General features: G+C 65.0%; 13 protein-coding genes. 4 read left to right on the top strand and 9 right to left on the bottom strand.

The annotated features are described in order from the left end of the window. The first annotated feature begins 58 nt into the window (after positions 1–58). A complete protein-coding gene (locus tag J2X53_RS02435) occupies positions 59–661 on the top strand; it encodes a LysE/ArgO family amino acid transporter (protein ID WP_349035878.1) in 603 nt (200 codons plus the stop codon). Between the two features lie 92 nt (positions 662–753). Here J2X53_RS02435 and J2X53_RS02430 read toward each other — a convergent pair whose 3' ends face one another. Then, positions 754–960 carry a cold-shock protein gene (locus J2X53_RS02430; protein ID WP_101922075.1) on the bottom strand — a complete coding sequence of 69 codons (207 nt, stop codon included), beginning with the start codon at positions 958–960 and terminating at the stop codon, positions 754–756. Between the two features lie 330 nt (positions 961–1,290). Here J2X53_RS02430 and J2X53_RS02425 point away from each other — a divergent pair, with 330 nt between their 5' ends. Then, the gene (locus J2X53_RS02425) at positions 1,291–1,935 is read left to right on the top strand and encodes a sulfotransferase family 2 domain-containing protein (RefSeq protein ID WP_349035877.1); all 645 of its coding nucleotides are present in this window, start codon (positions 1,291–1,293) and stop codon (positions 1,933–1,935) included. A gap of 40 nt (positions 1,936–1,975) precedes the next feature. On the opposite strand, the gene J2X53_RS02420 is transcribed toward J2X53_RS02425, so the two are convergent. The 5 genes from J2X53_RS02420 to J2X53_RS02400 all read right to left on the bottom strand — a co-directional run bounded on the left by J2X53_RS02420 (position 1,976) and on the right by J2X53_RS02400 (position 7,191). Next, positions 1,976–2,716: a YebC/PmpR family DNA-binding transcriptional regulator gene (locus J2X53_RS02420; RefSeq protein WP_118150531.1), complete on the bottom strand. Its 741-nt coding sequence runs from the start codon at positions 2,714–2,716 to the stop codon at positions 1,976–1,978. 69 nt (positions 2,717–2,785) lie between these two features. After that, a complete protein-coding gene (locus J2X53_RS02415; protein WP_349035876.1) occupies positions 2,786–4,159 on the bottom strand; it encodes a phosphomannomutase in 1,374 nt (457 codons plus the stop codon). Between the two features lie 11 nt (positions 4,160–4,170). Then, the gene (locus tag J2X53_RS02410) at positions 4,171–4,533 is read right to left on the bottom strand and encodes a hypothetical protein (protein ID WP_349035875.1); all 363 of its coding nucleotides are present in this window, start codon (positions 4,531–4,533) and stop codon (positions 4,171–4,173) included. A gap of 11 nt (positions 4,534–4,544) precedes the next feature. After that, complete coding sequence (locus J2X53_RS02405) at positions 4,545–6,323, bottom strand: SLC13 family permease (RefSeq protein ID WP_349035874.1); 1,779 nt, start codon at positions 6,321–6,323, stop codon at positions 4,545–4,547. A 55-nt stretch (positions 6,324–6,378) separates the two neighbouring features. Beyond that, on the bottom strand, positions 6,379–7,191 hold the full coding sequence (locus J2X53_RS02400) for a TIGR00282 family metallophosphoesterase (protein ID WP_349035873.1): 813 nt from the start codon (positions 7,189–7,191) through the stop codon (positions 6,379–6,381). 134 nt (positions 7,192–7,325) lie between these two features. Here J2X53_RS02400 and J2X53_RS02395 point away from each other — a divergent pair, with 134 nt between their 5' ends. Both J2X53_RS02395 and pdeM read left to right on the top strand, forming a co-directional pair. Further along, complete coding sequence (locus J2X53_RS02395; protein ID WP_349035872.1) at positions 7,326–9,719, top strand: ligase-associated DNA damage response DEXH box helicase; 2,394 nt, start codon at positions 7,326–7,328, stop codon at positions 9,717–9,719. A gap of 106 nt (positions 9,720–9,825) precedes the next feature. Then, positions 9,826–10,482 (top strand): ligase-associated DNA damage response endonuclease PdeM, encoded by a 657-nt coding sequence (pdeM, locus tag J2X53_RS02390; protein ID WP_349035871.1) that lies wholly within the window; start codon positions 9,826–9,828, stop codon positions 10,480–10,482. Here pdeM and folD read toward each other — a convergent pair. From folD to J2X53_RS02375, 3 genes are all read right to left on the bottom strand, one after another. After that, complete coding sequence (gene folD, locus J2X53_RS02385; RefSeq protein ID WP_349036286.1) at positions 10,479–11,369, bottom strand: bifunctional methylenetetrahydrofolate dehydrogenase/methenyltetrahydrofolate cyclohydrolase FolD; 891 nt, start codon at positions 11,367–11,369, stop codon at positions 10,479–10,481. The genes pdeM and folD overlap by 4 nt on opposite strands. A 1-nt stretch (position 11,370) precedes the next feature. Then, entirely contained in the window at positions 11,371–11,685 is a 315-nt protein-coding gene (locus J2X53_RS02380; RefSeq protein ID WP_349035870.1) for a chorismate mutase, read from the bottom strand. Positions 11,686–11,775: 90 nt separating this feature from the next. Beyond that, a complete protein-coding gene (locus tag J2X53_RS02375) occupies positions 11,776–13,452 on the bottom strand; it encodes a formate--tetrahydrofolate ligase (protein ID WP_349035869.1) in 1,677 nt (558 codons plus the stop codon). Between the last annotated feature and the right edge of the window lie 66 nt (positions 13,453–13,518).

Genomic DNA, 13,518 nt, shown 5'->3' with positions numbered 1-13,518 from the left:
GATCTGGATTGCCCCTCGTCTCCGGTCTAAGGCAAGCCAACATCGAAAGGCCCCACCTATGACCGCTGTTGTCGCCGGATTTCTCACTTCGCTGTCGCTGATCGCCGCCATCGGTGCGCAGAATGCCTTTGTGCTGCGTCAGGGCCTGCGGCGCGACCATGTGTTGCCCGTGGTGCTGACCTGCGCGCTGTCCGATGCGCTGCTGATCGCCGCCGGGGTGGCGGGCTTTGGCAGCCTTGCAGCGCTTGCGCCGTGGATCACGACCGTGATGCTTTATGCCGGGGCGGCCTTTCTGATCGCCTATGGCGCGTTGCGGTTCCGCGCGGCGCTCAAGGGCGGCGAGGCGCTGCGCCCGGCGCAGGGGAATGCCACCAGCCTAGGCCGAACCCTCGCCACAGTTCTGGTGCTGACCTGGGCCAATCCGCATGTCTATCTGGATACGCTGGTGCTGCTCGGTGCGATTTCGGCGCAATATGCGCCGCAGCAGTGGCACTTTGGCGCGGGGGCCATTGTCGGCAGCTTTGCGTTTTTCACCGCGCTTGGTTTTGGTGCGCGCCTGCTGGCGCCGCTGTTTGCCAACCCCAGGGCCTGGGTCTGGCTGGAGCTGATCATCGGCATCACGATGTGGCTGATCGCCGCCGCACTGATTGCCGGGGCCTGATCCGGGCTGCGGACCAACCCCACAACGCAAAACGGGGGCAGCTTGCGCCACCCCCGTTTCAAATGTCTGACCGAAGGATCAGACCTGATAAATCAGGCCAGAGCCAGGTTGGTCGCCGATTCGCGACCGTTGCGGTCACGTTCCAGATCGAAGGTCACAGCCTGACCGTCGTTCAGAGCACGGATACCAGCGCGTTCCAGCGCGGTGATGTGCACGAACACGTCTTTTTGGCCGCCTTCTGGCGCGATAAAGCCGAAGCCTTTGGTTGCGTTAAACCATTTCACGGTGCCATTGGCCATCGTGAGATCTCCTGTAGTGTATGCCACCCACAACATGCGGTGGCCCGGCCGAGAGTCGTCTAGATCGTGTGACTGTGGGCCGAAGCAGACAGAAGACCGAAAGAGAAGAAGCTTTGCCTGCCCTATATGCCCCATTTGCCCGCCGATGACAAGGGCCTTGCAGAATTAAACCCATCCGGAACAAAGGACCGTCCCTCCGGCGCCCCCTTACGCAGACCTGCGCTTACCCGGTGCGCCCTGCCATGAAACACTTGATCATCCCGCCAAATCAGGCGATTTAGCCGGTAAACGGCGGGCCACTGTGGGCTGTCGGGCAACAGCGGATCCCGAATGCTGATCAGTGTAAAGCACAAGTTCCTCTTCGTCGCGAATACCAAGGCGGCATCCACCTCGATCGAGGCCATCCTTGCCGACCATGCCGAGATTTCCAGCCCACCCGGTCCAAAGGGCAAACACCTGCCGCTGGCCAAAATCCGTCAGGATTTCAAAGCGCTGTTCGACACCCCCGGCAAAGAGTTCGACAGCTTTTTCCGCTTTGGCGTCATGCGTGACCCGCTGGACTGGATCTTGTCGTGGTTCCGCTACCGCAAGGGCAATCAGGTCGAGGCCCCCTTGCCCCCTGACATGAGCTTTGCCGAATTCTGGCAGGCCGCCGACTGGAATGTGTTTGACCACACCGGCAAGCCCTATTCACAGGGCCGCATCTTTCTGGACGCGAGCGGCAACCCGCTGGCCGATGTGATCATCCCCTATCACCAGCTGGATGCGATGCTGCCGCAGGTTCTGTCCGCATTGGGGATCAGCGCCACCGCGCCCCGGCTGAATGTCAGCGTGATCGGACGCGAGGCGGCCAGCATCCCTGCCGATCTGCGCGACGCGGTGCGCACGCACTATGCGGCGGATTTCGCGCTGTATGACCAGCTCGACACAATCAACGCCGCCGGGATGGCGCGGCTGCGCCAGCGCAACGCCTGAGCAGCCGTCCCGCTGTCGTCGCCCGAGGGGAAAGCGCAGCTTACAGCTGCGCCGCCACGTCCTCGGGGATGTCAAAGTTATGCGTGACCGTCTGCACGTCATCATCTTCTTCCAGCAGATCAATCAACCGCATCAGCTTTTGGGCGGTGTCCAGATCGACCTCGGTCAGGGTCTGCGGCTTCCAGATCAGCTTCGACTCAATCGATTCGCCCAGTGATTTCTCCAGCGCGTCCGACACCTCGTTCAAGGCTTCGACCGAGCAATAGATCCAGTGGCCGTCCTCATCGGACTCGACATCATCGGCACCCGCCTCCAGCGCGGCCATCATCACCGTGTCGGCATCGCCCACAGAGGCGGGATATGAGATCTCGCCCACCCGGTCAAAGCTGTGCGCCACCGATCCGGTGGTGCCCAGATTGCCGCCGGCCTTGCTGAAATACGACCGCACGTTGCTGGCAGTGCGGTTCACGTTGTCGGTCATCGTCTCGACGATGATCGCAATCCCGTTCACGCCGTAACCTTCATAGCGGATCTCGGTGTAATCCGCGCCGTCGCCCATCTGGCTTTTCTTGATGGCGCGGTCGATCACATCCTTGGGCATCGACACCGATTTGGCAGCCTTGACCGCCAGCCGCAGGCGCGGGTTCATCTCGGGGTCGGGCATGCCCATCTTGGCGGCGACGGTGATTTCCTTCGCCAGCTTGGAAAACATCTTGGAGCGCAGCTTGTCCTGCTTGCCCTTGCGATGCTGGATGTTTGCCCATTTTGAATGGCCAGCCATGACCCGTACTCCTACCCGTCTCTTGCGTGTTGGGTTCCCTTACACCAGCCCGCACGCCCGCTGCAAGGCTCAGCCCAGACGCGCCTTGACCTGTGCAAAGGCCTGCGCCATCAGCGCCTGCGCCGCCCCGACCGTATCGGCCTCGGCATAAACCCGGAACTCCGGGGCGTTGCCCGAGGGGCGCAGATGCACAATCCCGCCGCCCTCCAGCGTGGCGCGCAGCCCGTCGGTGCGGTCGACCGAGGCCACCACGCCCAAAGGTGCCGCAAACCCGGCCAGACCGCCATCGCCCAGCTCTGCCAGCAGCGCCTGCGACGCCTCTACCGGCACATGCTCCAGCCGGTCGGTCACGGTAAAGCGCGCCGGTTCTTCGGCCACCCGCGCGGCCAGCGACCCGGCGCGTTTTGCCTCAATCAGCGCGGCCACAATCGGCAGCAGGCTGTCGCGCGTCATCAGACGCGGCAGCGGACCCTCCGGCCCCTCGGCATCAAAGCCCAGCAAAAAGCCGCCATTCGGCTCATAGCCGACCACGCGCCCGCCCGCCGCTTCCATCGCCGCAATCACAAAGGGTGATCCGATGCGGGTGCGCACCACCTGCCCGAACCGCCCCGACAGATCGACCCCGGTGTTGGCTGACACGGTGGTCACCACCACCCCGGCCCCGACCAGCGCCGCCGTGATCTGGCCCAGCACATCGCCCGGCACGATCTGCCCGCTGGCATCCGCCACCAAGGGCCGGTCGCCATCGCCATCGGTCGAGACAATCGCATCCAGACCTTCCGACTCTGCCCCATTGGCCCAGATCTTGAACTGCGCGCGCACATCGGCGGGCACCGCTTCGGTATCGACCGGGATGAAGTCTTCGGACTGGCCCAGCACCGCCACCCGTGCGCCCAGTGCTTCCAGACAGGCAACCATGCCCTCGCGGCTGACCGCCGAATGCGCCCAGACCCCGATCTTCATCCCCTCCAGCGCCAGACCATAGGCCGCGCGATAACGCGCCGCCCAGTCGCCCGTCGCCTGAAAGGTGCCGCGCCGCGCCGCCGTCAGCCCCGCCGATGCCCGGCCCAGACCGGCCAGGATAGCGGTCTCGTCGCGCTTGGTGATCTCGCCATCCGGCACATAGAACTTCAGCCCGTTGCGGTCGGCCGGAATGTGGCTGCCGGTGATCATGATCGCCGCCGCCCCTGCCGCCATCGACGCCATCGCCAGCGCCGGGGTCGGCACCGCCCCGCAATCAATCACCGCAACGCCCTCGGCCCGGGCCGCCGCAATCACCTCTTCCGCCAGCTGCGGCGAGCTGTCGCGCAGATCGCGCCCGACCCACAGGCCCGTGCCCACCGGGCACACCGCCAGAAAGCTGCGGGTGTAATCCGCCACCAGCTCAGGCGTCAGCTCCGTGACCAGCCCGCGCAGACCGCTTGTTCCAAATTTAGGTGCCATAAAACCCGTCCTTAAAATACGTCCTTTACCGGGGGTGGCGAGGCAAATACCCGGTCAACGCCCGCCGGATCGGTGATCACCACCTCGGCCAGCGGCGCCACCGCGCCCTCGGCCCCCAGCGCCGATGTCAGCTCGGTCCAGATCTGGCGCAGGAAGTTGGGGTTGTCGATCACCCGCACCGCATAGCCATAGCCCGGACCACACGCCTCCATCCGCCCGACCGGGGCCGCCACCCAGTTCGCGCGGCAGACCGTGCCATCCGACAAGGTCAGCGTCAACACCTCGGCCGACAGCCGCGCCTCCTGTGGCACCGGGTTGCCGGGCACCCCGCCGACACAGCCGGCAAGGACAAGGCAAAGCAAGAGTTTACGCATCCGATTTCCCTTCAGAACGGAAAGAACAGCGGGATCAATCCAGAGATCGCCACCATCATCACTACATTCAGCGGCAGACCGATCCGCAGAAAATCGCTGAACCGATACCCGCCCGGGCCATAGACCAGAGTGTTGGTCTGATAGCCGATCGGCGTCGCAAAAGAGGCCGAAGCCCCGAACATCACTGCCACCACAAACGGTCTCGGATCAACCCCGATCTGCGCCGCAAGGCCGATCACAATCGGCGTCAGGATCACCGCCACCGCATTGTTCGACACAATCTCGGTCAGGATTGAAGTCAGCGAATAGACCACAAAGATCAGCAGGAACGGGGGCAAACCCCGCATGAACGGCGACACCAGATCAACGATCAGCTGCACCGCGCCCGAATGTTCCAGCCCCGCGCCCACGGCCAACATGGCGAAAATCAGCGCCATCAGCCGGCCATCGACAAAGCCGAACGCCTCGTCCGCATCAATGCAGCGCGTCAGGAGCACCACCCCCACGCCGATCATCGCCAGCAGCAGAATCGGGGCCACATTCAGCGCCGACAACCCCACCACCCCGGCCAGCACCAGCACCACGATCGGGGCCTTGGTCCGTCGGTAGGCCCGGTCCGACGGTTCCGAGATATTGACCACGTCCATCTCGGCCGCCAGCCGTTGAATGTCAGCGGGTGCACCCTCCAGCAGCAGCGTATCCCCGACCTGCACCACCAGATCATCCAGCTGCCGCCCGATGTTCTGGTTCTTGCGGTGCACTGCCAGCGGGTACACCCCATAGCGCCGCCGCAACCGCAGGCTGCCCAAAGACCGCCCCACCATCGCACAGCCCGGCGTGATCAGCACCTCCACCGTCGAGGTCTGGACCGAAGACAGCTTGTCCACCATCCGCAGCTCTTTTGATTCCTGCAGCGCCAGCACCTCTGACATCGGCGTGCGCAAGACCACCCGGTCCCCCACCTCCAGCGCCACCTCCGCCAGTTGACGCCGCAAGCTGGCATCGCCGCGCAACACATCGACCACCCGCATGTTGTCGCGCTTGAACAGCCCGACCTCATCAACCTTCTGGCCGATGATCGGGCTGTCTTCGGGCACCGCCACCTCGGTAAAGAACTTCATCCGGCTGCGGTCGGTCAGCATCATGGCCATGCTGTCACGGTCCGGCAACAGCCGCTTGGTGAACAGCGCCAGATAGGTCAGCCCGACCAGAGACGCGCAAATGCCCAGCGGCGTGATCTCGAAAATCCCGAACGGCTCCAGCCCGCGCTCCCGCGCGACACCATCCACCACGATATTGGTCGAGGTGCCGATCAGCGTGATCGTGCCCCCCAGAATCGCCAGATAAGACAGCGGAATCATCAGCTTTGACGGCGACAGTGCCAGTTGCCGCGCGATCTGCATGAACACCGGGATCATCACCACCACAATCGGCGTGTTGTTCATGAACGCCGACATGCCGATCACACCCAGCGAGATCACCACCAGCGAAGATTTCGGATGCGTCTTCACATAGCGCAGCGCATATTGCGTCGCCGAATCCAGCGCGCCCGTGCGGACCAGCCCGCCCGCGATGATGAACATTGCCGCAATCGTCCATGGCGCGGCATTCGACAGCGCGTTCACGGCATCGCCCTGCGGCAGGATCCCCAGCACCAGCATCAGGCAGGCACCGCCGATGGCCGTCACCTCGACCGGATAGGTTTCCCGCACGAACAACGCCAGCATACCCACCAGTATCGCCAGCGCGACATAGGCCTGTACCGCCTGATCCAGCTCAAATCCCACCATTATTCCCCTTGCCTGATCAGAACCGCAGCCTCTGGCCCAAACCGCTGGCCCCGCCTCACACCCGCGCCTCTTCCAGCCGTCCGCCCACCCGGATCATCCGCAGCTTGACCGCCTTGCCGGTGCGGTCATCGGTTTCCACATAAACCCCCGACAGCGTGGCAGGCCCGCCCGCAGGCTCGAACCGTGCTTTCGGCATACCGGTGATAAAGCGGCGGAGCGGCTCCAGCTTTTCCATCCCGATCACCGAATTGTAATCGCCGCACATGCCGGCATCGGTCAGATAGCCGGTGCCACCCGTCAAGATCTGCCCGTCGCCGGTCGGCACATGGGTATGGGTGCCGACAACAAGCGATGCCTGCCCGTCACACCAATGCCCCATCGCCATCTTCTCACTGGTGGCTTCCGCATGCACATCGACAATCGCCGCCTGCACCATGCCGCCCATCGGATGCGACTTCAGCACCTGTTCAATCGCCGAAAACGGATCGTCAAACGGTCGCTTCATGAACACCTGCCCCAGCACCTGCGCCACCAGAACCTTGCGGCCTTGGGTCGCGGTAAACACCCGCCAGCCCTTGCCCGGTGCCACCTTGCTGAAATTGATCGGCCGGATGATCCGCGGCTCCTGCTCGATGAACGACAACATATCCTTCTGGTCAAAAGCATGGTCGCCCAGCGTCACACAATCCGCCCCCGCCGCGAGCAGGAGTTTCGCATGCTCCGGCGTCAGACCCGCGCCGGATGAGGCGTTTTCGCCATTCACCACCACGAAATCGAGGTTCCATTCCAGCCGCAAACCCGGCAACCGCTCGGCAATCGCCGCGCGTCCGGTCCGGCCCATCACATCGCCAAGGAAAAGCATTCGCATGCCCAACCGATTAGGCCCCGGCGCACCCGCCTTCAAGCAAAATCAGCGCGGCCTTTGAGCGCCCGCCCCACCGCCTGACCAACTGCCTGCCTTTGCAGCGTTGACGCCGCCCCCCACCCGGCTACCTTGCGCGGATGGACACCCTCACCCCCGCCCTGTCGCAGTGGTTCACCGCAAAAGGCTGGAGCCTGCATCCGCATCAGTGGGACATGCTGGCCCGCGCGGGCGACCCGGCCACCCTGCTGATCGCGCCCACCGGCGGCGGCAAGACCCTCGCCGGGTTCCTGCCCACGCTGGCCGAGCTGACCGCAACCCCGGCCAAGGGCCTGCACACGCTCTATATTTCCCCGCTCAAGGCGCTCGCCGCCGACATCCGCCGCAACCTGCGCACGCCTATCGAGGGCGCAAACCTGCCGATCCGGGTCGAGGACCGCACCGGCGACACCACCTATACCCAGCGCCGCCGCCAGCGCGCCGACCCGCCGCATATCCTGCTGACCACGCCGGAATCCCTCGCGCTGCTGCTGTCCTATGAGGACGCGCCGCGCATCTTTGCCGGCCTGCAACGGGTGATTCTGGATGAGCTGCATGCGCTGGCCGAATCGAAACGCGGCGACCAGATGACGCTGCTGCTGGCCCGGTTGCAAAGCCTGTCGCCCGGGTTGCGCCGCGTCGGTCTGTCCGCCACGGTCGAAGACCCGCCCGCCCTCGCCCGCTTCCTCGCCCCCGACACCGGCATTTTGCTCGCCGACCCCGGCCCGCCCCCCGACATCCAGATGCTGGAAACCGACACGCCGCCGCCCTGGGCGGGCGGTGGCGGGCGCTATGCGATGGCGGCCATTCTGGAGCAGGTCAAACAGCACCGCACCACGCTGATCTTTCACAACACCCGCGCGCAGGCCGAGCTGTTCTTCCGCGACCTCTGGCTCGCCAATACCGAAGACCTGCCCATCGGCATCCACCACGGCAGCCTGTCGCGCGAACAGCGCGAACGGGTCGAGGCCGCGATGGTCGCGGGCCAATTGCGCGCCATTGTCTGCACCGGCAGCCTCGACCTTGGTATCGACTGGGGCGATGTGGACCTCGTGATTCAGGTCGGCGCGCCGAAAAACGTCAAACGCCTCGTCCAACGCATCGGCCGCGCCAACCACCGCTACAACGCGCCCTCCAAGGCACTGCTACTGCCTGCCAACCGCTTTGAGGTGGTGGAATGCAAAGCCGCACTTGATGCCGTGCGCGAGGGCACGCTGGATGGCGAGCCGCGTGGCCCCGGCCCGCGCGACGTGCTGTGCCAGCACATCCTGCTGACCGCCTGCTCCGGTCCCTTCGACGCCGATCAGCTTTATGCCGAGGTGATCACGGCAGGCCCCTACGCCGCGCTGACCCGTCCGGCCTTTGACGCCACGCTCGATTTCGTCGCCACCGGCGGCTACGCCCTGCGCGCCTATGACCGCTGGCAGCGCCTGAAACAGACCAATGGCCAATGGCACCTGCGCGACCCGCGCGCGGCGGCGGTGATCCGCCAGAACCTTGGCACCATCATCGACACCGAGACTCTGAAAGTCCGTCTGAAGAACCGCTTCGGCGGCACCCCGCTGGGCGAAGTTGAGGAAGCCTTCGCCGCCACCCTCACCCCCGGTGACACCTTTCTGATCGGCGGGCAGGTCGTGCGCTATGAAGGCTTGCGCGAAATGACGGTCGAGGTGACCAACCAGCCCGGCCGCGATCCACGGGTCGCTGTGTTCAATGGCACAAAATTCGCCACATCCACACTGTTGACCCAGCGGATTCTTGACATATTCCAACAAGAGCGCTGGCCCGACCTGCCCGCCCACACCGCGCAATGGCTCTCCCTCCAGCGCGAGGTGTCACGCCTGCCCGACACTGATACCCTGCTCTGCGAAAGCTTCCCGCATGACGGGCGCGAGCATCTGGTGGTCTACGGCTTTGCCGGTCGCAACGCCCAGCAAACCCTCGGCCTGCTGCTGACCAAAGCGATGGAAGAGGCGGGCCTCGCCCCGCTCGGCTTTGTCGCCACCGATTACGCCACCCTGATCTGGAGCATCGACGCGGTTGAGGATGCCGCGCCCCTGTTCAACCTGACCGCCCTGCAAGACGGGCTGGAGACATGGCTGGCGGGCAATGCGGTGATGAAACGCACCTTCCGCGCCAGCGCCATCATCGCCGGTCTGATCGAACGCAGCCATCAGGGCCGGCGCAAATCGGGGCGTCAGGCGACATTCTCCTCCGACATCCTCTACGACACCTTGCGCAAATACGACCCCGACCACCTGCTGCTGCAGATCACACGGGAAGAGGCGATGCGCGGGCTGATCGACTTTTCCCGCATCGAAGACCTGCTCGCCCGCGTCGCAGGCCGGATCGAGACCCGCCGCCTGCCCCGCCTGTCGCCGCTGTCAGCGCCGCTTTTCCTCGAACCGGGCCGCATCCCGGTGCAAGGCGCAGGCCGCGAGCGGCTGGCCGAAGACGCCGCCCGGCGGCTGATGGAAGCGGCGGGGCTGGCCTGAAACGGCGCGCTGGGGGAGATGTCGGACGCCTCCGGCGGGAGTATTTGGCAAGCAGCAATGTGGCAGGGGATTGCCTTGACCGCCCGGCGCGGGCAGATCAGGCGGCATGAGCTTTGCCCTGACCCTTGCCGGTGAACAACTGATCGCCCGCCCCTCGGGCGCGCTGTTCTGGCCGGATCGCGGGCTCCTGTGCGTGTCGGACCTGCACCTTGGCAAGTCAGAGCGTCTGGCCCGCCGTGCCGGCGCGCTGTTGCCGCCCTATGAAACCCATGAGACCCTGCTGCGGCTGGAGGCCGAGATCGAGGCCACCGGGGCGCGGTCGGTGATCTGTCTGGGCGACAGCTTTGATGATGCCGCCAGTCTGGACGGGCTGGATGAGGCCTGTCGGCTGTGGCTGACGCGGCTGATCGCCGGGCGCGACTGGATCTGGATCGCGGGCAACCATGACGCCGGGCCGCTGGAGATTGCGGGCAGCCACCGGGCCGAGGTGCATCTGGGGGCGCTGGTGTTCCGCCACATCGCCGAACCGGGGGCGCAGGGTGAGGTGTCGGGGCATTACCACCCCAAGGCGCGGCTGGCGGGCAAGGTCTGGCGCTGTTTTCTGGCCGACCGCAACCGGCTGATCCTGCCCGCCTTTGGCACCTATACCGGCGGGCTGTGGAGCCATGATCCGTCGCTGACCGGGCTGATGCAGCCCGGCGCACTGGCAATCCTGTGTGGTGGCGCGGTCGCCCGCGCCATCCCGATGCCGCGCCGGGCTTAGGCCGTCAGCCCCTCCGGCTCAGGCAACCCATGCGCCCGGCAGCAGGCGGTCAGCGTATTGGCCAAGAGGCACGCGATGGTCATCGGCCCCACCCCGCCCGGCACCGGGGTAATCGCCCCCGCCACCGCCGAGACGCTGGCGAAATCGACATCGCCGACCAGCCGGGATTTGCCGTCCCGCTCCACCCGGTTGATGCCCACGTCAATCACCGTGGCCCCCGGTTTCACCATGTCGCCGGTGATCATCTCTGGCCGGCCGACCGCCGCCACCAGAATATCCGCACCCCGGCACACGCTCGCCAGATCGCGGGTGCGCGAATGCGCAATGGTCACTGTGCAGCTGTCGCCCAAGAGCAGCTGGGCCATCGGCTTGCCCACAATGTTGGACCGCCCGACCACCACCGCCGTCATCCCCGCCAAAGACCCGTGATAGGCGCGCAGCATCATCAGACAGCCCAGCGGGGTGCAGGGCACCATCGCCTTTTGCCCGGTCCCCAGCAGCCCGACGTTCGAGATATGGAACCCGTCCACATCCTTGGCCGGGTCAATCGTGTTGATCACCAGATCGGCGTTCACATGCCCCGGCAGCGGCAATTGCACCAGAATGCCATGCACCTTTGGGTCGGCATTCAGCGCGCGCACCAGCGCCAGCAGATCCGCTTCCGAGGTATCCGCCGTCAACTTGTGCTCAAAACTGGTCATCCCGGCCTCGACCGTCTGCACGCCCTTGTTGCGCACATAGACCTGCGACGCCGGGTCTTCCCCGACCAGCACCACCGCCAGCCCCGGTTGCACACCATGCTCTTCAGACAGGCGCGCCACATGGGCCGCCACCCGCGCCCGCACCCCTGCGGCAAACGCCTTGCCGTCAATCACCACCGCCGTCATCTCAACCATCCTTTCGCATCGAATCCGGGCCAAGCCGGTTTTCCTCGCGCGCGATTGACCAGTCGATCAACCGCCGCCACAGCTTTTCCACCAGATCTGGCGGCAGGCCATAAGCCGTCGCGTGGCGGCGCACATTCGTGACCACCTCTTCGACCCGTGAGCCGATGCGGGCAGGCAGATCCACCTCGGCCTTGATCTCGGCGGCGCGGTCGATATAGCCCGCGCGTTCGGCCAGCAACCTGACCAGATCTTCGTCCAGCCGGTCAATCTCGGCCCGGATATGGACCATGGTTTCACACTCGGCAGGTTTGCGCATAAGTTCCTTCCCGTTGAGATGCCCCGACATAAAGCGCCGCCCGGCAAAGGGCAACGCGGGGATTTGTCCCGCTGCGCGCCCGCGCGGCGTTCAGAACAGCCCTTCGACATCGCCATCCGCGTTCAGCCGGATCACTTCGGCACTCGGCACCCGCGGCAGACCGGGCATGGTCATGATCTCGCCGCAGATCGCCACGACAAACCCCGCCCCCGCCGACAGCCGCACCTCGCGCAGCGGGATGGTATGGCCCACCGGCGCGCCCCGCACGGTCGGATCGGTGGTAAAGCTGTACTGCGTCTTAGCGATGCAGACCGGCAAAGCGCCATAACCCGCCGTCTCCCAGGCTTTCAGCTGATCCAGAACCGCCTTGTCGGCGATTACCGCCCCGGCGTGATAGATCCGCCTGGCAATCGTCTCGATCTTGGCAAACAGCGGCATGTCGTCGGGATAAAGCGGCGCGAAGTCCGCGACACCGCTTTCTGCCAGCTCCACTACCTTGCGCGCCAGATCCTCGATCCCCGCGCCGCCCTGGGCCCAGTGTCTGCACAGGATCGCCTCGGCGCCCTGCGCCGCCACATACTCCTTGACCGCCTGCACCTCGGCCCCGGTATCGGTGGTGAAATGGTTGATCGCCACCACCACCGGCACACCAAACCCCTTCACATTGGCGATGTGACGGCCAAGGTTGGGGCAGCCTGCCTGCACCGCCGCCACATTCTCGGCCCCAAGGTCGGCCTTGGCGACGCCACCATTCATCTTCATCGCCCGCACCGTGGCCACGATCACCGCCGCCGCCGGGCGCAAGCCTGCTTTGCGGCACTTGATGTCAAAGAACTTTTCCGCCCCAAGATCGGCACCGAATCCGGCTTCGGTCACCACATACTCGCCCAGCTTCAGCGCGGTGGTGGTGGCGATCACCGAATTGCAGCCGTGTGCGATATTGGCAAACGGGCCACCATGCACAAAGGCCGGGTTGTTCTCCAGCGTCTGCACAAGGTTCGGTTGCATGGCATCCTTCAGCAGCACCGTCATCGCGCCATCCGCCCTGATGTCGCGCGCGGTCACCGGGGTTTTCGCACGGGTATAGGCCACCACAATGTCGCCCAACCGCTTTTCCAGATCGTCCAGATCGCGCGCAAGGCACAGAATGGCCATCACCTCTGACGCCACCGTGATGTCAAACCCGGTCTGGCGCGGATAGCCGTTCGACACGCCGCCAAGGCTGGTCACCACATCGCGCAAGCTGCGGTCGTTCATGTCCATCACCCGCCGCCACACGATGCGGCGCGCGTCAATGTCCAGCGTATTGCCCCAGTAGATGTGGTTGTCGATCATCGCCGCCAGCAGGTTATGCGCCGATGTGATCGCATGGAAATCGCCGGTGAAATGCAGGTTCATCTCTTCCATCGGCACGATCTGCGCCATGCCACCGCCCGCAGCCCCGCCTTTCATGCCGAAATTCGGACCAAGCGAGGCCTCGCGGATACAGACCACCGCGCGCTTGCCGATCCGGTTCAGCCCGTCGCCAAGCCCCACCGTCGTCGTGGTCTTGCCCTCGCCCGCCGGGGTCGGGTTGATCGCCGTCACCAGAATCAGCTTGCCATCGGGGCGGCCCTGCAAAGACGCGATAAAGCCTTGCCCGACCTTGGCCTTGTCATGGCCATAGGGCAGCAGATCGGCCTCGGGTATCCCAAGTTTCGCGCCGATCAGCTGAATCGGCAGCTTTTTTGCTGCGCGGGCGATCTCGATATCGGATGCAAAGGCCATCTCTCTCTCCCAGGGTCAGGCTTGCACCTTTTTGCGGCGCCTGGATCCAGTGTTACCGGGGGACGT

It is taken from the genome of Pseudotabrizicola sp. 4114 (genome assembly GCF_031457365.1).
Taxonomy (GTDB): domain Bacteria; phylum Pseudomonadota; class Alphaproteobacteria; order Rhodobacterales; family Rhodobacteraceae; genus Pseudotabrizicola.
This window is presented reverse-complemented; position numbering and strand designations above follow the sequence as displayed.